The organism is Micromonospora sp. CPCC 205546, assembly GCF_036902715.1.
Lineage (GTDB): Bacteria > Actinomycetota > Actinomycetes > Mycobacteriales > Micromonosporaceae > Micromonospora.
The window spans coordinates 16,582-35,984 of the sequence record NZ_JBAKHL010000066.1 but is presented as its reverse complement, the minus strand read 5'-3'; the positions used below and the strand labels follow the sequence as shown (position 1 = coordinate 35,984).

17 protein-coding genes and 1 tRNA gene are annotated in these 19,403 nt (G+C 74.3%); 10 read left to right on the top strand and 8 right to left on the bottom strand.

Going from position 1 to position 19,403, the window contains the following annotated elements; all coding sequences use genetic code 11:
- A partial coding sequence (locus V6U77_RS24545; protein ID WP_334609017.1) for a hypothetical protein occupies nucleotides 1-642 on the top strand: 642 nt, incomplete at its 5' end.
- Nucleotides 643-1,185: 543 nt separating this feature from the next.
- Here V6U77_RS24545 and V6U77_RS24540 read toward each other — a convergent pair.
- The 3 genes from V6U77_RS24540 to V6U77_RS24530 form a co-directional block, all read right to left on the bottom strand.
- The gene (locus V6U77_RS24540) at nucleotides 1,186-1,614 is read right to left on the bottom strand and encodes a nitroreductase family deazaflavin-dependent oxidoreductase (protein ID WP_334609016.1); all 429 of its coding nucleotides are present in this window, start codon (nucleotides 1,612-1,614) and stop codon (nucleotides 1,186-1,188) included.
- 73 nt (nucleotides 1,615-1,687) lie between these two features.
- On the bottom strand, nucleotides 1,688-3,001 hold the full coding sequence (locus V6U77_RS24535; RefSeq protein WP_334609020.1) for a pentapeptide repeat-containing protein: 1,314 nt from the start codon (nucleotides 2,999-3,001) through the stop codon (nucleotides 1,688-1,690).
- A 265-nt stretch (nucleotides 3,002-3,266) separates the two neighbouring features.
- A complete protein-coding gene (locus V6U77_RS24530) occupies nucleotides 3,267-3,896 on the bottom strand; it encodes a hypothetical protein (RefSeq protein ID WP_334609015.1) in 630 nt (209 codons plus the stop codon).
- 226 nt (nucleotides 3,897-4,122) lie between these two features.
- Between V6U77_RS24530 and V6U77_RS24525 the strand changes: the two genes are divergently transcribed.
- From V6U77_RS24525 to V6U77_RS24505, 5 genes are all read left to right on the top strand, one after another.
- Complete coding sequence (locus V6U77_RS24525) at nucleotides 4,123-4,488, top strand: YciI family protein (protein WP_334609014.1); 366 nt, start codon at nucleotides 4,123-4,125, stop codon at nucleotides 4,486-4,488.
- 336 nt (nucleotides 4,489-4,824) lie between these two features.
- Nucleotides 4,825-6,273 carry a pyruvate kinase gene (gene pyk, locus V6U77_RS24520; RefSeq protein ID WP_334609013.1) on the top strand — a complete coding sequence of 483 codons (1,449 nt, stop codon included), beginning with the start codon at nucleotides 4,825-4,827 and terminating at the stop codon, nucleotides 6,271-6,273.
- Nucleotides 6,270-7,154: an acyl-CoA thioesterase gene (locus V6U77_RS24515; RefSeq protein WP_334609012.1), complete on the top strand. Its 885-nt coding sequence runs from the start codon at nucleotides 6,270-6,272 to the stop codon at nucleotides 7,152-7,154. Before pyk ends, V6U77_RS24515 begins: the two co-directional genes overlap by 4 nt.
- Before the next feature lie 141 nt (nucleotides 7,155-7,295).
- A complete protein-coding gene (locus V6U77_RS24510) occupies nucleotides 7,296-7,766 on the top strand; it encodes an RrF2 family transcriptional regulator (protein ID WP_334609011.1) in 471 nt (156 codons plus the stop codon).
- Nucleotides 7,767-7,943: 177 nt separating this feature from the next.
- The gene (locus V6U77_RS24505; RefSeq protein ID WP_334609010.1) at nucleotides 7,944-8,927 is read left to right on the top strand and encodes a sulfite exporter TauE/SafE family protein; all 984 of its coding nucleotides are present in this window, start codon (nucleotides 7,944-7,946) and stop codon (nucleotides 8,925-8,927) included.
- 118 nt (nucleotides 8,928-9,045) lie between these two features.
- Here the strand turns inward: V6U77_RS24505 and V6U77_RS24500 are convergent, their stop codons facing one another.
- A complete protein-coding gene (locus V6U77_RS24500; protein WP_334609009.1) occupies nucleotides 9,046-10,479 on the bottom strand; it encodes a pyridoxal-dependent decarboxylase in 1,434 nt (477 codons plus the stop codon).
- 376 nt (nucleotides 10,480-10,855) lie between these two features.
- Here V6U77_RS24500 and V6U77_RS24495 point away from each other — a divergent pair, with 376 nt between their 5' ends.
- On the top strand, nucleotides 10,856-13,147 hold the full coding sequence (locus V6U77_RS24495; protein WP_334609008.1) for a rhamnogalacturonan lyase family protein: 2,292 nt from the start codon (nucleotides 10,856-10,858) through the stop codon (nucleotides 13,145-13,147).
- Nucleotides 13,148-13,436: 289 nt separating this feature from the next.
- Here V6U77_RS24495 and V6U77_RS24490 read toward each other — a convergent pair whose 3' ends face one another.
- Both V6U77_RS24490 and V6U77_RS24485 read right to left on the bottom strand, forming a co-directional pair.
- Nucleotides 13,437-14,447: an LLM class flavin-dependent oxidoreductase gene (locus tag V6U77_RS24490; protein WP_334609007.1), complete on the bottom strand. Its 1,011-nt coding sequence runs from the start codon at nucleotides 14,445-14,447 to the stop codon at nucleotides 13,437-13,439.
- A 70-nt stretch (nucleotides 14,448-14,517) separates the two neighbouring features.
- A complete protein-coding gene (locus V6U77_RS24485; protein WP_334609006.1) occupies nucleotides 14,518-14,997 on the bottom strand; it encodes an Lrp/AsnC family transcriptional regulator in 480 nt (159 codons plus the stop codon).
- 83 nt (nucleotides 14,998-15,080) lie between these two features.
- On the opposite strand from V6U77_RS24485, the gene V6U77_RS24480 reads away from it, so the two are divergent.
- Nucleotides 15,081-16,259: a trans-sulfuration enzyme family protein gene (locus V6U77_RS24480; protein WP_334609004.1), complete on the top strand. Its 1,179-nt coding sequence runs from the start codon at nucleotides 15,081-15,083 to the stop codon at nucleotides 16,257-16,259.
- A 132-nt stretch (nucleotides 16,260-16,391) separates the two neighbouring features.
- Here V6U77_RS24480 and V6U77_RS24475 read toward each other — a convergent pair whose 3' ends face one another.
- Together V6U77_RS24475 and V6U77_RS24470 are read right to left on the bottom strand one after the other, a co-directional pair.
- Nucleotides 16,392-16,586: a hypothetical protein gene (locus V6U77_RS24475; RefSeq protein WP_334609002.1), complete on the bottom strand. Its 195-nt coding sequence runs from the start codon at nucleotides 16,584-16,586 to the stop codon at nucleotides 16,392-16,394.
- Nucleotides 16,587-17,174: 588 nt separating this feature from the next.
- Nucleotides 17,175-17,257: transfer RNA gene (locus V6U77_RS24470), tRNA-Leu, on the bottom strand.
- 81 nt (nucleotides 17,258-17,338) lie between these two features.
- Here V6U77_RS24470 and V6U77_RS24465 point away from each other — a divergent pair.
- Both V6U77_RS24465 and V6U77_RS24460 read left to right on the top strand, forming a co-directional pair.
- Entirely contained in the window at nucleotides 17,339-17,959 is a 621-nt protein-coding gene (locus V6U77_RS24465; protein WP_089003337.1) for an ANTAR domain-containing response regulator, read from the top strand.
- A gap of 80 nt (nucleotides 17,960-18,039) precedes the next feature.
- On the top strand, nucleotides 18,040-19,206 hold the full coding sequence (locus V6U77_RS24460) for a hypothetical protein (protein WP_334609000.1): 1,167 nt from the start codon (nucleotides 18,040-18,042) through the stop codon (nucleotides 19,204-19,206).
- Nucleotides 19,207-19,403: the final 197 nt, after the last annotated feature.

Sequence of the window (19,403 nt, the reverse complement as noted above, 5' to 3'; positions counted from 1 at the left end):
CCCGGTGCCGGGGCGCCCGCCGCGTCGGCCGGCGACGGTGGTCGCGGCGGAGCCCCGTTCGCCGGCGCCGGGCCGGGGGAGGGGGAGCCTGCCGGCGCAGCCGGCGCGCCGGGGCGGCCGGGTGTCGGGGCGTACCCCCAGGTGGGGGTGGGGGAGACGAGGCTGGCGCTGCCGACCGCGGTGAGCCCCCCGGCGGGCGGGGTGCCGGCCCCGCGCCCGGCGGAGGTCGACCCGACCGTCGAGCTGGAACTGGCGCGACGCTACGCCGACGAGTCCGACCGGCACGGGCAGCAGACCGAGCTGCTCGCGCAGCGGCCGGCGCTGCTGCCGGACTGGTCGCCGGTGGCCCGGGCGGTCGCCGTCTACGCGGGCTGCGCGGCCGTGGGCGCGATCCTCATGATGATCATGGTGCTCGCCTCCGGCGTCGGGCTGGTCGACGGCTTCACCCTCGGCGCGTGGATCTGCGCGGGCCTGCCAGCGCTCTCCTTCTTCGCCGGCTACCTGGTGCTCGGCCGCTGGGGGAGGCCGGCCATGGTCGCCGGCACCCCGCCCCGCTACGTGCACCTCGGCTTCCTGATCTGCTTCGCGGCCGTGCCGGTCGCCTACGTGGCGTTCCTGCTGCTGTTCCGCGTCCTGCGCTGAGGCGCCGCGCAGCTCATCGGACTTCCCGCGTCGGTTCGGACGCGGGCGTTCCCGACTACCTGGGCGCAGCTCACCTCCGAACAGGGGTGCGGCTCGCGCCGTGGCCACCGCCCGCATTGCCGACGCAAGCGGCGAGATGTGGCCGGTGGAACAGCACGGGTGTCACCAGGGCAGGGAAGCACCCATGGTGTTCCACCCGTGGCCGTGGTCGCCCTGCGGGAGGTCTTCCACCGGTCTCCTGTCGAGGTTCCTTCGGCGGGTGTCGACAGGTGGAGGCACGCCTGGCCGGCCGGGGATCGAGCCGGTCGGGCGCGACAAGGTGAACCTCGACATCACCTGGCTCAAGGACGCCTTGCTGGAGGACGCGGACGCGCTGCTGCCGCCCGAGGTGACCGCACAGGAGATCGTGGAGGACCTGGAGGCGGCGTTACCGGCCCCGCGCTGGTCTTCGCCCCGACGGCCTGGCGGGCCTTCGTCGCCCGGCTCACCGACCGCGCCTGACAAACCGGCTCGCCGCTCGACCGCCCGCCCAGCGGGCAGCGGTCAGGCGCGCTCGACGATGACGACCGGGATCTCCCGGTCGGTCTCCTTCTGGTAGCGGGCGTAGGTCGGAAAGACCTCGGTCATCGCCTGCCACAGCCGGGGCCGCTCCTCGGCGGTGGCGGTGCGCGCCGTGCCCCGGAACTTCTCGGCCCCGACCTGCACCTCCACCTGCGGTTCGGCGCAGAGGTTGAGGTACCAGTTGGGGTGCCGCGCCGCCCCGCCGTTCGACGCCACCAGCAGGTGCCGGTCGCCGTCGCGGCCGTAGATGAGCGCGGTCCGCCGCAGGGTGCCCGACCGGCGCCCCCGGGTGGTGATCAGCAGGGCGTCGTAGCCGTGGTACTTCCCGCCGTCGGCGCCGTCGGTCGCCACGTAGCGGCGCACGTGACTGGCCACCCAGTCGACCGGGCTGTCCTCGATGGTCTCCGCCATCGGGCCAGCCTAGCGGCCTCCAGCGTCGGCCGTCGGCCCGTCGCGCGACGTCGGAGCGGGGAGAAGATGCCGGTCATCCGTCGGTGAGCAGCAGCCAGTCGTCGTCGAGCGGGGCGACGGTCGTGCCCTCTGGCCAGACGTGCGAGCCGGCGGTCGTCGCCCGCGCCTGGTCCACCAGGGGACGGCGGGCGAACGTCGCCCCGTCGAAGGTCACCGGGCCGTGGAAGCGGGCCCGACCGAAGTTCGCCGCCCCCTCGAACCGGGTCCGCTCGAACCAGGTCTGGTCGCCGAACTCGGTCCACCGGAACAGGGCCAGGTCCGCGAAGCGGGTCTGCCGGAATCCGGCGTAGCCGGTGAAGGTGGCGTGGTCCATCGAGACCCCGTTCAGGAAGACCGCCTCGCGGAAGGTCGCGCTGTCGGTGAAGCGGGCCGCGTCGAAGCTCGCCGTCCGGTGGAAGGTGACGCCCCGGAAGGAGGCCCGGGCGACGGTGGCGTGCCGGCACGACAGCCCGCCGGCGAGGTCGGCGCGGTCGAAGCTGACCCGGCCGGTGATCCGGGCGCGGTCGAGGACGATCTCGGCGTCGCCGCGCAGGTCGTCGCAGGCCAGGTCCGCGAAGGTCGCGCCGAGGGAGAGCCGCCCGCGCACGGTCGCGCCGGCCAGGCTGGTGGTGCCGGCGCAGACCGCGCCGGTGAGGTCCGCGTCGTCCAGGGTGCAGCCGGACGCGTCGAAGCCGTCGAGCCGGGCACCGGTCAGGTCCAGCCTGACCCCGGGCCAGTAGGCGTCGTCGTCCGCGCGCAGGTGCCGGGTCAGGACCCGCTGCGCGGTGCGGCGCACCTCCGCCTCGCGCGCGTCGTCCGGCGGCGCCGGCATCCGCAGGTACGCGCAGAGCACCGCCGCGATCGTCTCCCGCTGCGCCGGATTGTCCTGCCCGAGCCGCTCCAGGGCGTGCAGCCCACCCAGGCGTACGGCGGCGTTGTCGTTGCCGAGCAGTTCGACGGCGCCGGTGTACAGCTCGGTCAGCCGGCGCTCGGCGGCGTCGTGCTCGGCGGCCCCGGCCTGGCGTTCCTGGTGGCGCTGCCCCGCCTCGGCGACCGCCTCCGCGTGCGCCTGCACCCGTTCCCGGTGCGCCTGGTCCTGTGCGGCGACGGCCTCCTGGTGGCGCTGGGCGCGTTCGCCGATCCACTGTCGCCGGGCGGCGAGCAGCAGGGCGAGCCCGCCGCCGGTGCCGGCGACCACGGTCAGCCCGGTCCGGATGGCGTCGATACGCAGGGTCGCCCGGGTGTCCGGCTGGGTGGCGCGGTCGGCCTCGCCGAGCAGCCAGTCGAGCACCAGCCAGCCGAGCAGCGCGGCGAGCAGCAGCCCGACGAGCACCAGCCACCACGGCATCACCCGCAGCGGCTCTTAGCGGGGCGGTGTCGGACGCACGGGTCACAGCATGCCACCGCGTCGGCGCCGGCGCGGGGCACCGTCCCTCGTGGACGGCCGCCCGGATTGCCGGTTCCTGCTCCCGGCGCGACAGGAGGTTGCCGGTCTGCAACTTTGCATTGACGATCGTGGATCACGAGCATCGTCACACTGCCTGGCCCTGTAGCGGGCGTGCGGGGCGGGCACCTCCGGTCACCCCGCCCCTCCGATCCCCCCGCCCCTCGGGTCAGCCGCCCTCCGGGCGCACGTGCGTCGGGGCCGGCAGGTGCTCGAGGTGGGCGTGCCGGAAGGGCCTGGTCAGTGGGCACGGGTCCAGCCGCAGCGCGGCCAGGATCGCCCGGTGCTGGCACTCGGCGAACAGCCGGGGGGCGTCGTCGAGCGGAACGTCTCCGCGCAGCGCCGCGCCGAGGGCGACGGGATCGACCGCGCCGACCCCAAGCGGGGCGAACACGGCCGGGTCGTGCCCGCTGGGACCGGGCGGCGGCGGGGCATCGAGCGGATAGAGCGTGCCGTCGAAGGCGGCGAGGACCTCGTTGTCGTCGTCGTCCCAGTATTCCGTCACCCAGCCCCGGTCGGAGAGGTAACGGTGTGCCTCCCGGCCGTCCGTGTGCAGGGAGGCCCTCATGACGCTGGAGTCGAAGACGTCGAAGGCGACCGCCGGCTCGCGCGTGAGCAGGGTGATCAGCTGCGCCAGGTCGTCGACCTCGGCGTAGCCGGCCTCCTCCTCTCGCGGGACGACCGCCCACCGGCGCTCGCCGACCTCCGTCACGTACGCCTCGGTGTCGACGTCGGTCAGCACCCTGCGGATCTCCGCCAGGCCGCCCACGGCCAGGATCGTCTGGTAGCTCGTGCCCACGCCCGGCAGCGTAGGGCGGAGGTGTGACGGTCTCCGCCCGCCGCCGGGGGCGAGCGCCTGGGGAGCCGGCCGGCGGAAACGGCGCGACCGGGCCGCAACCGGGCCGGGCCGCGCACCGAGTTGCCCGGAGCACCCGTGCCGGCCGCCCGCCCGTGCGACGCTGGGCCGGTGCCGGCTCGACGCGACCACGGGTCGCCGTGGGCGGCGCGACGCGGGAGGGGGCGCCATGACGGGAGTGCCGCAGGTCGACTTCGCGCTCGACACGTACGAGTGCATCGTGCTGTATCCCGGCGCGGCCGGGCGGGCGCTGCCGGCGGAGACGGTGCAACGGTTGCAGGCCGAGCATCTCGCGCACATGCAGGCCCTGCAACGGCGGGGGATCATCCTGATCGCCGGATCGGTGGACGGCCCGGCCCGCGAGCCCGACCCGCCGATCGGCTTCGGCCTGGCCCGCACCGGCTCGGTGGACGACGTGCGCAGCGTGATGGAGGCCGACCCGGCCATCCAGGCGGGGCTCTACCGGGTGGACGTGATGACCTTCCTCTGCCCGGCGGGCTCGCTGGAGTTCCCGCTGGTCAAGACGCAGAGCTGAGACGCCCGCCGGCACCGGGCCGCACCGGTGCCCCGGTCAGTCGCGGCCACGGAGGCCGGCGGCCCCGCGTCCGCGCCCCGCCACGGTCCGCGCGGCGCCGTCCCCGGCGGCGCCCTCCACGCGCGCGTCGGGCACGGGGACGGCGGGGAGCGCCCGGGTGTCCGGTGGCGTCGGGGGCGTACGATTCCGGCGCGCGCGGTCGCCGTTGCCCGCCGCCTCGACGTTCCGGCGTGGGTTCCGCCCGCCGGCTGCGCGCACGCCGCGCGTCGTTGGACAATGTTCCGCATTCCGTAATGGGGTCGGCCCTCGGCCCGACCCGGAGGAGAGACTAGCCTGATGGGCGTGACACGCCGCGCGAAGATCGTCTGCACTCTCGGCCCCGCCACCTCGTCGCCGGAGCGCATCCGCGGCCTCGTCGAGGCCGGCATGAACGTGGCCCGGCTCAACTTCAGCCACGGCAGCCACTCCGACCACGAGGCGGTGTACCGGCTGGTGCGCGAGGCCGCGGACGCGGCCGGCCGGCCGGTGGCCGTGCTCGCCGACCTGCAGGGCCCGAAGATCCGGCTCGGCCGGTTCGCCGACGGCCCGCACGAGTGGCGCACCGGCGACTCGGTCGTCATCACCGGCGACGACGTCGTCGGCACCAAGGAGCGGGTCTCCTGCACCTACCGCAAGCTTCCGCAGGAGGTCAAGCCCGGTGACCGGCTGCTGATCGACGACGGTCGGGTCGCCGTCGAGGTCACCGACGTCACCGGCAACGACATCCGCTGCCTGGTCACCGAGGGCGGCCCGGTCTCCAACAACAAGGGCGTCTCGCTGCCGAACGTGGCGGTCAGCGTGCCGGCGATGTCCGACAAGGACGCCGAGGACCTCCGGTTCGCGCTCGGCCTGGGCGTGGACCTGATCGCGCTCTCCTTCGTCCGCTCGGCGGACGACATCAAGCTCGTGCACGGCATCATGGCCGAGGAGGGCGTGCACCGGCCGGTGCTGGCCAAGGTGGAGAAGCCCGAGGCGGTCGACTGCCTGGAGCAGATCGTGCTGGCCTTCGACGGCGTCATGGTCGCCCGCGGCGACCTCGGCGTGGAGCTGCCGCTGGACCAGGTCCCGCTCGTGCAGAAGCGCGCCGTGCAGCTCTGCCGGGAGAACGCCAAGCCGGTCATCGTGGCCACCCAGATGCTCGACTCGATGATCGAGAACTCCCGGCCGACCCGCGCCGAGGCCTCCGACGTGGCCAACGCGGTGCTCGACGGCGCGGACGCGGTGATGCTCTCCGGCGAGACCAGCGTCGGCAAGTACCCGGTGCTCACCGTCAGCACCATGGCGAAGATCGTCACCACCACCGAGTCCGGCTCGATCGGCGTGCCGCGCCTGCAGCACGACCCCCGTACGCACGGTGGCGCGCTCACCGTCGCCGCGTCCTCGATCGCCCGGGCCATCGGCGCGAAGGCCCTGGTCGCCTTCTCACAGACCGGTGACACCGTGCGGCGGCTCTCCCGGCTGCACTGCGACCTGCCGCTGCTCGCCTTCACCCCCGTGCCCGAGGTGCGTAACCAGCTCGCGCTCTCCTGGGGCGTGGAGACCTTCCTGATGCCGTTCGTCGAGCACACCGACGACATGTTCCGCCAGGTCGACCAGGCGCTGCTCGGGCTCGATCGGGCCAACCCCGGCGACTACGTGGTGATCGTCGCCGGCAGCCCGCCCGGCACCCCCGGCTCGACCAACACGCTGCGCGTACACCAGCTCGGGTCGTTGGTCGACGCGGCGTCGGCGCGGGCCTTGCAGTGAGCGACGCGGGCGTCGCGGTCGGCCAGGCGGCGGTCGACCAGCTCCTGGAGGTGCTCGACCTGGAGCACACCGGCGGGATGACCTTCCGGGGGATGAGCCCCCCGGTCGGTCCCCAGCGGGTGTACGGCGGGCAGGTCGCCGGCCAGGCGCTGGTGGCCGCCGGACGCACCGTCGACCCGGCCCGCTTCGTGCACTCCCTGCACGGCTACTTCGTCCGCCCCGGCGACCCCGCCGAGCCGATCGTCTACGAGGTGGAGAACGTCCGCGACGGCCGTTCCTTCTCGGTGCGCCGCTCCGTGGCGCTCCAGCACGACAAGCCGATCTTCTTCATGTCGGCGTCGTTCCAGCGTACGGAGGAGGGCCTGGACCATCAGGCCCCCACCCCGCCGGACGTGCCGGGCCCGGACGAGGTCCCGACGATGACCGACCGGCTCGCCCGCTACCCGGAACGGCTCGGCATCTGGGCGCAGATCCCGCGCCCGATCGACGTGCGCTACGTCGGCGAGCCTGGCTGGGTACGCCCCGGCGACCGCCCCGCCGACCCGCACCAGCGGGTCTGGATGCGCATCGACGGCAAGCTGCCCGACGACCCGCTGCTGCACGCCTGCGCGCTGACGTACGCCTCCGACCTGACGCTGCTGGACTCGGTGCTCTCGGTGCACGGCGAGGTCTGGGGCCCGGGCGGCGTGGTCGGGGCCAGCCTCGACCACGCGCTCTGGTTCCACCGGCCGTTCCGGGCCGACGACTGGTTCCTCTACGACTGCTGGAGCCCGTCGGCCTCCGGCGCGCGAGGGCTGGCCACCGGCCGCATGTTCACCACCGACGGGCGGCACATCGCCAGCGCCGTGCAGGAGGGGCTGCTGCGCCGCGTCGGCGACTGACCGACCCGGCGCGGCCGGATGCCACCGTCCCGTCGCCCGCTCGCTACCGCGTCGTCAGCGGTCCGTTGTCGGCATCGTCAACGGCCGATCGGCTGAGGGGCGATCGTCCGGGCGGGGTGACCAGGCGACTAACCTTGCCGCATGCGCCTCTCCGCCCGGGTCGACTACGCCCTCCGCGCGGTCGCCGAGCTCGCCTCGGTGACCGGCGACGCCGGGCCCGGGCGAAGCCGCCCCGTGACCGCCGACCAGATCGCCCGCGCCCAGGAGATTCCGCCCAAGTTCCTGGAGAGCATCCTGCTGCAACTGCGCCGGGGCGGCGTCGTGCAGGCCCAGCGCGGTCCGGAGGGCGGCTACTGGCTGGCCCGGCCGGCCGCGGAGATCTCGCTGGCCGAGGTGATCCGGGTGATCGACGGCCCGCTCGCGCACGTGCGTGGGCAGCGGCCCGAGGAGCTGGGCTACCACGGGGCGGCCCGGGCCCTGCAGGAGGTCTGGATCGCCCTGCGGGCCAGCGAACGCGAGATCCTGGAACTGGTCACCGTCGCCGACGTGGCGGGCGGCACCCTGCCGGGCCGGGTCGTCGAGCTGGCCGCCGACCCGCGCGCCTGGACCTGACCCGCGCCCGGCCCTGATCCCCGGGTGACCTTCGTCCGGTTCCGCCCGTCAGGGGCCCGCAGGGTGGCGGCGTCGGGCGGTCTGTCGTCTCACTGACCGGTTGGAGTCTTGACCGGGGCACGCCCCGTGCCGCATTGTCGACCAAGTCGATAGGAGATGCCGAAAAGGGGGGCGCTCGTGCGCAAGCTGCTGGTCCTGGCGCTGGTCGGGCTCGCCGCGCAACTCGTCGACGGCGCGCTCGGCATGGCGTACGGGCTGACCTCCTCCACGCTGCTGCTGCTCGTCGGGGTGGCGCCCGCCGCCGCGTCGGCGTCCGTGCACCTGGCCGAGATCGGCACCACCCTCGCCGCCGGGGTGTCGCACTGGCGGTTCGGCAACGTCGACTGGCGGGTCGTCTCCCGGATCGCGTTCCCCGGCGCCGTGGGCGCGTTCGCCGGCGCGACCTTCCTCAGCTCGATCTCCACCGAGTCGGCCGCCCCCTGGATGGCCGGCATCCTGTTCACCCTCGGCGCGTACCTGCTGGTGCGCTTCTCCCGACCGCTGCGCACCGACCGGCGCGGTGGCCGGCTGCGGGGCCGCTTCCTCGGCCCGCTCGGTCTGGTCGCCGGTTTCGTCGACGCCACCGGTGGCGGCGGGTGGGGTCCGGTGGCCACGCCGGCCCTGCTGGTCAGCGGGCGGATGGAGCCGCGCAAGGTGATCGGCTCGGTGGACACGTCCGAGTTCGTGGTCGCCGGCGCCGCCAGCCTCGGCTTCCTGATCGGCCTCGGCTCGGAGGGCTTTCTGCTGCCCATGGTGGCGGCGCTGCTCGTCGGCGGCCTGATCGCCGCGCCGGTCGCGGCCTGGCTGGTACGCATCGTCCCCGCCCAACTGCTCGGCGCGGCGATCGGCGGCGTGATCGTGCTGACCAACGCCCGCACGCTGATGCGCTCGGCCGACCTCGACGGTGCGGCTCCGCCGGCCGTCTACACGCTGCTGGCCCTCGCCTGGGCCGCCGCCCTCGCGCTGGCCGTCCGCGCGCTGCTGCGCACCCGTCGCCAGCGGGCCGTCGCCGCGGCCGCCCTGGCCGCCGCCCCCGGCCCGGCGGACGTCCTCTCGACGGAGGCAAGCGCTGACGAGGGTCTCCCGACCCCGGCGGCGCTTGCCTCGGGCGGCAACCGCTGACGTCCCGCCCCCGGCGACCCGTCGCATCACCGAGATCTTGGTGGGAACGTGCCCCTCCAGGGCCGTTTCCTACCAAGATCGCTCCCGGGCCGCCCCGCACCCGGGGTGGGCGGGGCGGTCAGCGAGGGAGCAGGGCGTGCGCGGCGTCGGCGAGGAGGTTCCACGCCTCGTCGACGTGGGCCTCGGTGGTCTGCGGGGAACCGACGGCCAGGCGCAGCGTGTACCGGCCGTCGACCCGGGTGTGCGTCAGGTGCACCCGGCCGGTGGCGTTCACCCGGGCCAGCAGCTCCGCGTTGACCTCGTCGTCCGCCTCAAGACGGAAGCACACCAGCGAGTACGGGTGCGTCCCCACCAGCGCGAACCGGTCGTCGGCGCGGACCCGGTCGGCGAACCGGGCGGCGAGCGCCACGCCGGAGCGGATGTGCGCCCGCAGCCCCTCGGCGCCGTACCAGCGCAGCACGAACCACAGCTTGAGCGCCCGGAACCGGCGGCCGAGCGGCACCTGCCAGTCCCGGTAGTCGATCACCGCGCCCGACTCGGTGGCGGCGTTGCGCAGGTACTCCGGCAGCACGCTCAGCGCCTCGATCAGCTCCGCCGTGTCGGCCACCCAGAACGCGTCGCAGTCGAAGCCGGTGAGCAGCCACTTGTGCGGGTCGAAGCAGTACGAGTCGGCGTACTCCAGGCCGACGTGTCCGAACCGCAGCTCGGGGCAGACCGCCGCCGCTCCCGCGTACGCGGCGTCGACGTGCAGGAAGACCCCGTACTCGGCGCAGATCGCGCCGATCTCCGGCAGCGGGTCGATAGCGGTCGTGGAGGTGGTGCCGACGGTGGCGACCACGATCGCCGGGACGACGCCGGCCGCCACGTCGGCCTCGATGGCGGCGCGCAGCGCCACCGGGGACATGGCGTGCGTCTCGGGGTCGACCTCGACCGGCCGTACGCCCTCGGCACCCAGCCCGGCGATCCGCGCGGCCTTCTCGATGGACGAGTGGCCCTGGGTGGAGGTGTAGGCGCGGTAGCGACGGTCGACGCCGACCTCGCGCCACCGGCCGCCACCGGCGCGGTGCAGCGCGACCAGGGTCGCCACGAGCGTGGCCGAGGACGCCGAGTCCTGGATCACCCCGCCGCCCCCGGATCCGGCGCGGAACCGCGCCGGCAGGTCCAGCAGGTCGGCGAGCCAGTCCAGCAGCACCGTCTCCAGCTCGGTGCACGCCGGCCCGGTCGCCCAGAGCATCCCCTGCACGCCCAGCCCGGCGCTGACCAGGTCGCCCAGCACGCTGGGCCCGGAGGTGTTGGCGGGGAAGTAACCGAAGAACCCCGGGTGCTGCCAGTGCGTCAACCCCGGCGTGATCAGGGCGTCCAGGTCGGCCAGGACCGCCTCCACCGGCTCGCCGTGCTCCGGCGGGCCGGCCGGCAGCCGGGCGGCGACCGCCCCGGGCGGGTCCTGCGAGGTCACCGGCCGTCGCTCCACTGTCGCCCAGTAGTCGGCGATCCAGTCCACCACGGCGTGCCCGGCGCGGCGGAACTCGTCCGGGGTCATGTGCTCAGCCACGCCCTGAGTCGATCAAGAATCCGGGCCGGGGGCAAGGGAAGCGCCGCGTACCCCCGGCGCGGGGGACGCCCGGGCGGGGGAAGTCGGGGTCGGCCGGGGCCGAGCAGGCCCGGCAGGGGAGAACGGATTGTCCACAGAAAGCGCTTGCCCTAGCATCTCAGGTGCGCGGAGCCACTCCTCGACGCCGCCCTTCCGGAACGAACACCGACGCCGCAGTGCCGGCGCCGAGGTGCCGACACCGGAGCGGTGGCGTCGACACCGACGCCGCATCGACGGCGTCGGACCACCGCCGCAAGCGCGGCGTGACCTCCCGCCCGGCCCGGGCAGGCCGACGGCGACGGCCGCCGCGCGCCCGACCTCCCCGGAGGACATCCCCATGCCCGTCGCTCCCCGCCGCGTCGCGCTGCTCGCCGCGGTCGCCGCGGCCGCACTCGCCGCCGGCACGCTCCCGACCCTCACCGCCTCGGCTGCCGCCGCCGGCTGCCACGTCGAGCACCGGATCACCAACCAGTGGCCCGGCGGCTTCGGCGCCGACGTCACCGTCACCAACCTGGGTGACCCGGTGAACGGCTGGGCCCTGACCTGGTCGCACACCGCCGGTCAGCGGGTCACCCAGGCCTGGAACGCCCTCGTCGACCAGTCCGGCGCCCAGGTGACCGCCCGCAACGTCGAGCACAACGCGGTGATCGCCACCGGCGCCAGCGCCACCTTCGGCTTCAACGGCACGTGGGAGGCGAGCAACCCGCCGCCGACCGGCTTCGCCCTCAACGGCACCGCCTGCACCGGCGCCGCGCCCACCGGCGGCCCGAGCACCCCGCCGCCGCCCACCACCCCCGCGCCAACCACGCCGCCGCCGACCACGCCGCCGCCAACCACGCCGCCGCCGACCACGCCGCCGCCGGCCGGGGCGGTGCAGATGGAGGACCTCGACCGGGGGCTGGCCAGCGTCCGCTCCGGCACCGGAAACCTGGTCTCCTGGCGGTTGCTCGGCACCGAGACGGCCGGCGTGTCCTTCAATCTCTACCGGGGCGCGACCAGGGTCAACGGCAGCCCGATCACCGGGGCGACCAACTACCTCGACAACGGGGCGGCGGCGGATGCGACCTACACCGTGCGCGCCGTGGTCGGCGGCACGGAACAGGCCGCCTCCGCGGCCGCGCTCCGGTTCCCCGCGGGCCACCTCGACGTGCCGTTGCAGGTGCCGCCCGGCGCGAGCACCCCCAGCGGTGAGGGCTACACGTACTCCGCCAACGATGCCTCCGTCGGCGACCTCGACGGCGACGGCGACTACGAGTTCGTGGTCAAGTGGGAGCCGTCCAACGCCAAGGACAACTCCCAGTCCGGCTACACCGGCAACGTCTACGTCGACGCGTACACCCTCACCGGCACCCGGCTGTGGCGCGTCGACCTGGGCCGCAACATCCGCGCCGGGGCCCACTACACCCAGTTCCAGGTGTACGACTACGACGGCGACGGCCGCGCCGAGGTGGCCATGAAGACCGCCGACGGCACCCGCTCCGGCACCGGCCAGGTGATCGGCTCCGCCACCGCCGACCACCGCAACTCCAGCGGGTACGTCCTCGCCGGCCCCGAGTACCTGACCATGTTCGACGGCCGCACCGGCGCGGTCCTCTCCACCGTCAACTACGACCCGCCCCGGGGCACCGTCTCCTCCTGGGGCGACAACTACGGCAACCGCGTCGACCGCTTCCTCGCCGCCACCGCCTACCTCGACGGACGGCGCCCCTCACTGGTGATGGCCCGCGGCTACTACACGCGGGCGGTCGTGGCGGCCTGGGACTTCCGCGACGGCACCCTGCGCAAGCGCTGGACCTTCGACTCCAACGCCTCGGGCAACGGCGCCGCCTTCGGGCAGGGCAACCACAACCTCTCCGTCGCCGACGTCGACGCCGACGGGCGTCAGGAGATCGTGTACGGCTCGGCCACCATCGACGACGACGGCCGGCTGATGTACGCCACCGGCTTCGGCCACGGCGACGCCCTGCACGTCGGTGACCTCGTCCCCGGCCGCGCCGGCCTGGAGGTCTTCACGATCCACGAGTCCGGCAACCAGCCGGCGGCCGACCTGCACGACGCCCGCACCGGGCAGGTCGTCTGGCAGCGACCGGACAACGGGGGCGCCGAGGGTCCCGGCCGGGGCGTCGCCGCCGACGTCCACGCCGGCAGCCCCGGCGCCGAAGTCTGGGGCGCCGGCACCCACATGGGTGACCTCTACAGCGCCACCGGAGCCGTCGTCGGACGCCGGCCGTCCTCGGCGAACTTCCTCGTCTGGTGGGACGGCGACCCCGTCCGGGAACTGCTCGACGCCACCCGGATCGACAAGTACGGCACCGGCGGCGACACCCGCCTGCTGACCGCCAGCGGCGTGGCGTCGAACAACGGCAGCAAGTCCACGCCGGCGCTCTCCGCCGACCTGTTCGGCGACTGGCGGGAGGAGGTCGTCTGGCGCACCAGCGACAGCCGCGCCCTGCGGATCTACAGCACGCCCACGCCCACCGGCACCCGGATCCACACGCTCATGCACGACCCGCAGTACCGGGTCGCGGTCGCCTGGCAGAACACCGCCTACAACCAGCCCCCGCACCCGGGCTTCTTCATCGGCGACCGGATGGCCGCCCCGCCCACGCCCGACATCCACCTGCGCTGAGCGGTCTCCGGCCGGCGGCGGCGCCCCGTGGCGCTCCGTCGGCCGGTCACGCGGGTGAAAGCGTCGGCCGGTCGCGCGGGCGTCGGCCGGTCACGCGGATGAAACCGTCGGCTGGTCACGGAGGTGGAACAGGCACCGGGCCGCAGCTGCGGAATCCGCACAGCTGCGGCCCGGTGCCCCACACCGCGGCATCCCCGACCCGTCCCGACCGGGGATGCCGTACCACCACCGGGGACAAACCTAGGCGGGCCACGCGTCGCCCCGGTGACGCCGACGTGAAGATCGTGTTTCAGCCCTCGCGGCGCAGGCCACCGGCCACGTGCTCGGCGACCAGCTCGTACGAGCGCACCCGGTCGGCCACGTCGTACACCAGCGTGGTCAGCATCAGCTCGTCCGCGCCCGTGCGCGCCAGCAGCTCACCGAGCTGCCGCCGTACGGTCTCCGGGGAGCCCGTCGCCTGGCCCTCCCGGCGCTGGCGCACGAACTCGCGCTCGGCCTGCGTGTACGGGTAGGCCGCCGCCTCGTCCGGCGTCGACAGGGGCTCCGGCCGACCCGAGCGCAGCCGCAGGAACGACAGCGCCGCCGGCCCCGCCAGCCACTGCGCCCGCTCGTCGGTGTCCGCGCAGACCGCGTTGACGGCCACCATCGCGTACGGCTGCTCCAGCCATCTCGACGGCCGGAAGTGCTGCCGGTACAGCGCCAGCGCGGGCACCGTGTTCTGCGCGCTGAAGTGGTGCGCGAAGGAGAACGGCAGGCCCAGCAGCCCGGCCAGCTGGGCGCTGAACCCGCTGGAGCCGAGCAGCCAGACCGCCGGCTGCTCGCCCAGGCCGGGGGTGGCCGTGATCGGCCCCGGCCGCTCGCCGCTGAAGTAGTTCATCAGGTCCGCCAGCTCTCGGGGGAAGCCCTCCGCCGACAGCCCCTCCATGGTGCGGCGCAGCGCCAGCGCGGTCACCTGGTCGGTGCCCGGGGCGCGGCCGATGCCCAGGTCGATGCGGCCCGGGTGCAGCGCCTCCAGCGTGCCGAACTGCTCGGCCACCACCAGCGGCGCGTGGTTGGGCAGCATCACCCCGCCCGAGCCCAGCCGGATCGTCGACGTGTGCGCCGCCAGGTGCGCGAGCAGCACCGCCGGGGCGGAACTCGCGATCGCCGGCATGTTGTGGTGCTCGGCCACCCAGAACCGGCGGTACCCGAGTTCCTCCGTGCGCCGGGCCAGCTCGGTGGTGTGCCGCAGCGCCGCGCCGGCGGTGGCGCCGGCCGCGACGGGGGCAAGATCGAGAACAGACAGCGGTACGTTGGTCACACGGTGGGCCAACCCCGCCCACCTCGGGTTTGTTCCCCACGGCGACCGGGCTCACGGCGCCCGCCGGGCCTCACCCCATGCCGCGCGCCTGCTCGAAGATCAGGCTCGTCTGGGTGTGCAGCACCGCCGGGTCGACGGCCAGGTGGTCCAGCACGAAGTCCCGCAGCGCGTCCGCCGAGGCGGCCCGCACGTGCAGCACGTAGTCCTCCGCGCCCGCCACGTGGAACACCGCCACCACCCCCGGCAGCCGCACCGACCGGGCCCGGAACGCGTCCACCGCCGCCCGCTCGTGCGCGGTCAACCGCACCGACACCAGCGCCTGTAACGGCAACCCCACGGCGGCGGGGTCCACCTCCGCGTGGAACCCGCGGATGGCCCCGCACTCGCGCAGCGCGCGGGTGCGGGTCAGGCACGTCGAGGCGGCCACGCCGACCCGCTCGGCGAGGGCGTTGTTCGGCAGCCGGCCGTCGGCGGCCAGTTCCGACAGGATCGCGCGGTCGGTGTCGTCCAGGTCGGCGAACCGCCGCACATCATTCGTCGCGAGGGGCATACAGGCATCATCCACCGAATCGGTCAGCTCCGCCAAGGGCAATTACCGAATCATCTTCGAAACTGTTGCCTCCAGGCTGCGCTATGTTCGATCCTTCGGACATGACGACCGTGGACACCAGAGCCGTGCACGCCGGCCGCGACGACCTCGCCGCCCTCGGCGTCCACGTGCCGCCGATCGACTTCTCCACCACCAACCCGCTGCCGTCGGTCGATGCCGGCGGCGACGCGTACGAGGCCCTCGCCACCGGAGGCACCCTCCCCGCCGGCGGCAGCGCCGTCTACCAGCGCCTGTGGAATCCCACCGTGGCCCGCTTCGAGACCGCTCTCGCCGACCTCGAAGGCACCACCGACGCCGTCGCCTTCGCCAGCGGAATGGCCGCCCTCACCGCCACCCTGCTCGCCGCCACCCGGGACGGGAAGCGGCACATCGTCGCCGTCCGCCCCCTCTACGGCGGCACCGACCACGTGCTCGCCACCGGCCTGCTCGGCACCACCGTCACGTGGGCCCGCGCGGGGGAGGTCGCGGACGCCGTCCGCCCCGACACCGCCCTGGTGATCGCCGAGACCCCGGCCAACCCCACCCTCGACCTGGTCGACATCGCCGCCCTCGCCCGGGCCGCCGGCGACGTGCCGCTGCTCGTCGACAACACCGTCGCCACCCCCGTGCTCCAGCAGCCCGTCCGGCACGGCGCCACGCTCGTGCTGCACAGCGCCACCAAGAGCATCGGCGGCCACGGCGACGTCCTCGCCGGCGCGGTCGCCTGCGACGCCGACTGGGCCGCCCGGCTGCGCCAGGTCCGCGCGCTCACCGGCGCGATCCTGCACCCCCTCGGCGCGTATCTGCTGCACCGCGGCCTGCAGACCCTGCCGGTGCGGGTGCGCGCCCAGCAGGCCGGCGCCGAGAAGCTCGCCGCCTGGCTCGCCAACCACCCCGCCGTCGCGCAGGTGCACCACCCGTCGCTGCACGACCCCGCCGGGCTCGTCGGACGGCAGATGAGCGGCCCGGGCAGCCTCCTCGCCTTCGAGGTACGCGGCGGCGCGACCGCCGCGGCCGCCGTCGCGAACGCCTGCCGGCTGATCACGCACGCGGTGTCGCTGGGCGGCGTGGACACCCTCATCCAGCACCCGGCCTCGCTGACCCACCGGCCCGTGGAGGGGGAGGCCAAGCCGTGCGGCGGCCTGCTGCGCATCTCCGTCGGCCTGGAGGACCCGGAGGACCTGCGCGCGGACCTGGCCCAGGCCCTCGCCGAACTCGGCTGACCCGCACCGACGCCGTCGTTCGCCCGCGTTGCCGCGAGTGTCGTCCTGGCGCACGGGAGTGGAACGCCACGGGTGCCAACGAGCCCCGGTGACACCCGTGGCGTTCCACCCGTGGGAGGGACCGGGGCGCGGTCAGGACTTCGGGCCGACGTGGCGATCGAGGGCGGCGACGGCGTCCCGGCGGGCCACGGAGAGGGAGTTGCGGCGGTTCATCCGCCAGGCGATGCCGAGCAGGTCCAGCGCCCACTGGCAGAGGCCCATGATGTCGGCCGACTCGTTGACGAACATGTAGCGCGGGTAGACGTAGCTCCTGCCGCGCGTCGTCACCCGGTTGGTGACGCGGCACCCGTCGGAGTGGAACAGGCCCCGCAGGAAGTCGCCGGGTCGCGCCGTGAGGATTTCCCGCTGCCAGTCGGCGAGGGCGATCTGACGCTCGTGCTTCTTGCCGGGACCGTGCTGTGGGAACAGGCACGGCCAGTGTTTGCCCGGTGCTCTGGACCGCCACGCAGCCCTGCTTCTGGATTCGCTGGACCTTGTTGGCGAGCACCGCCTTCATCGCGACGTCGCAGGCGTCGATGAGATCAGGCCATGCGTCGGCGCAGTAGATGCGCAGGACGGGAACCCGGTCGCTGGTGACCAGATGACCGTCCCCGAGGTAGAGACCGAGCAGGTAGGAGTAGGCCGGGGGATCAGGCGGATTGCCGACCCGAGGGGAACAGCGGAAACAACGGGCGGCGGTGCCGACCATGACCGGCTCGGGCCGGTCGACGCACCAGTGCCAGACGGTGCTGTAGGGCAGGGACAGGTCCCGGGCGACCGACCGGATGTTGCTGCCGCGAGCGCGGAGGGCGCGGGCTCGCGCCCGCATCTCAGGTGGGTGCACCTGCGCATCATCGAACAGGTGTATGACAGGTGTGCCGGGAGCGGGATTCGAACCCGCAAGCCCTTTCGGGCAGAAGTGTTTGAGACTTCCGTGTATGCCGTTCCACCATCCCGGCGAGTGCGGCTTACTGTACCCGACTACGCTCGTGCGGGAGCATGGGTGGTAGCCGTGCCGGGAACGATGGTGGGAGTGGCTCGTGGCCGAGACGCAGACGGACGTCGAGCGCAGGCGCGTTCTGATCGCCGAGGACGAGGCGCTGATCCGGCTGGACCTCGCCGAGATGCTCGTCGAGGAGGGGTACGAGGTCGTCGGCGAGGCCGGTGACGGGGAGACCGCCGTCCGGCTGGCCGAGGAGCTGAAGCCGGATCTGGTCATCCTCGACATCAAGATGCCGATCATGGACGGGCTGGCGGCGGCGGAGCGGATCGCCGGCGCCCGGATCGCCCCGGTGATCATCCTGACCGCGTTCAGCCAGCGTGACCTGGTGGAGCGGGCGCGGGCGGCCGGCGCGATGGCGTACCTCGTGAAGCCCTTCCAGAAGAGTGACCTGGTGCCGGCGGTGGAGATCGCGCTGTCGCGCTACTCGGAGATCGCCGCCCTGGAGGCGGAGGTCGCGGGGCTGACCGACCGGCTGGAGATCCGCAAGACGGTCGAGCGCGCCAAGGGCGCGCTGATGACGACCTACGGGATGACCGAGCCCCAGGCGTTCAAGTGGATCCAGCGCACGGCGATGGACCACCGGATGACCATGAAGGAGGTCGCCGAGCGGATCCTCGCCGAGACCGCCGGCGGCGAGGTCGCCCAGCCCGCCTCCTGACCCCTCCCGGGACGACGCGACACGCCGTAGGGGGCACGGGGGACTCCTCACGGGACGGGTTGATCGATAACATCTGATCCGTGTGGACCCGGCGGATGGTGGCGGTGCTCGGTGTCCTCGCGGTGCTGCTGGCCGGCTGCGACCGGGCCCCGGCGGAGCCCGAGGACGAGCCGCTGCGCCCGCGGTGGCAACCGCTGACCCTGCCGACGCCGGCGGGCGTGCCCGGCCGGCCGCTGCTGCGCGACGCCGTGGCCTGCGCCGGCACGTGGTACGTGGTCGGCGGGCTGGCCGACGCGGCGGGGGAGACCCGGCCGGCGGCCTGGCGCAGCACCGACGGCGTGTCCTGGACGGCGCTGGCGCTGGCCCCGTCGAGCCACTACGGCCGCCAGCACGTGCTCTACGCGGCCGCGTGCCGCGACGGTCGGCTGGCGGCGCTCGGCGCGAAGAACGGCGGCGCGCACGGCAATCCGCGCACGGGCACCTGGTCGCAGGCGCCGGGCGGGCAGCTGCGGGAGGCGCCGGCCCCCTTCGAGCTGTACGGGGGTCCTCGCGCGGTGAGCGTGGCACGGCTGGCGGCGGGACCGGCCGGCTGGCTGATCGCCGGGGCGCGGGTCGACGGGGCGGCGGTCTGGACGTCGCCCGACGGCGAGCGGTTCACGGTCCGGGAGGGCGTGGCGGAGCTCGCCGGCGACGGGCGGGGCCGGACGGTCGCGTACGACGCGGCGGCCCTGCCGTCGGGCTGGTGGGTGGTGGGGGCGCTGCTGTCCCCCGGCGCGACGGCGCTGGCGCCCCTGGCGTGGAGTTCGACCGACGGTCGGGCCTGGCGGCGGGTGGCGCTGCCGGTGCCGGACGGGCGTGGCCAGGCGCAGCGGGTGGCGTCGGTCGACGGCGCGGTGGTGGCCCTCGGCCCGGTGCGCGACGGGTTCGCGGTCTGGCGGCTGGCGGGCGACGAGTGGCGTCGGGTCGGCGGCTTCGGCGTGGCCGGTCCGGGGGTGTCCTCGGTCGACGCCCTGGTGCCCGTCGGGCGGCAGCTGGTCGCGGTGACGGGGGACGGCGGTGGTCACGGGCTGTGGCTCTCTGCCGATTCGGGGGATTCGTGGCGACGGATGGCCATGCCTGCCGCCGTACCGGATGGTGGGGACACCGCCGTGTCGGTCGCCTCGCAGGGTGATCGACTGTTGGTGGTGTCCGACGACGGTGCAGCGTCCCGTGCCTGGTCAGCCGGGTTGCCGGCCGCCGATCGGTAGGGGGTGCATGGCGCTGGACCCGTTACCGACGAAACGAAGGTGAGGGGCTTTCCCGGCCGACGGTTCTTACAGCGATCGTTTCGAATCCGCCACGGCGTGTAACGGTTCGGTCAACCCGCTCCCCTGGGGCTTTCGTCACAGCTCAAAGGTGGGATAGCGTCCGGCCCCAGACCGGCGACGACGGTCTGGTTCGTCCG

Excerpts from the sequence above, each read along its gene's own strand:
- V6U77_RS24540 (WP_334609016.1), bottom strand. The coding sequence starts at position 1,614 with ATGGCGGAGACCATCGAGGACAGCCCGGTCGACTGGGTGGCCAGTCAC.
- V6U77_RS24535 (WP_334609020.1), bottom strand. The coding sequence starts at position 3,001 with ATGCCGTGGTGGCTGGTGCTCGTCGGGCTGCTGCTCGCCGCGCTGCTC.
- V6U77_RS24525 (WP_334609014.1), top strand. The coding sequence starts at position 4,123 with ATGACGGGAGTGCCGCAGGTCGACTTCGCGCTCGACACGTACGAGTGC.
- pyk (WP_334609013.1), top strand. The coding sequence starts at position 4,825 with ATGGGCGTGACACGCCGCGCGAAGATCGTCTGCACTCTCGGCCCCGCC.
- V6U77_RS24510 (WP_334609011.1), top strand. The coding sequence starts at position 7,296 with ATGCGCCTCTCCGCCCGGGTCGACTACGCCCTCCGCGCGGTCGCCGAG.
- V6U77_RS24495 (WP_334609008.1), top strand. The coding sequence starts at position 10,856 with ATGCCCGTCGCTCCCCGCCGCGTCGCGCTGCTCGCCGCGGTCGCCGCG.
- V6U77_RS24485 (WP_334609006.1), bottom strand. The coding sequence starts at position 14,997 with ATGCCCCTCGCGACGAATGATGTGCGGCGGTTCGCCGACCTGGACGAC.
- V6U77_RS24480 (WP_334609004.1), top strand. The coding sequence starts at position 15,081 with ATGTTCGATCCTTCGGACATGACGACCGTGGACACCAGAGCCGTGCAC.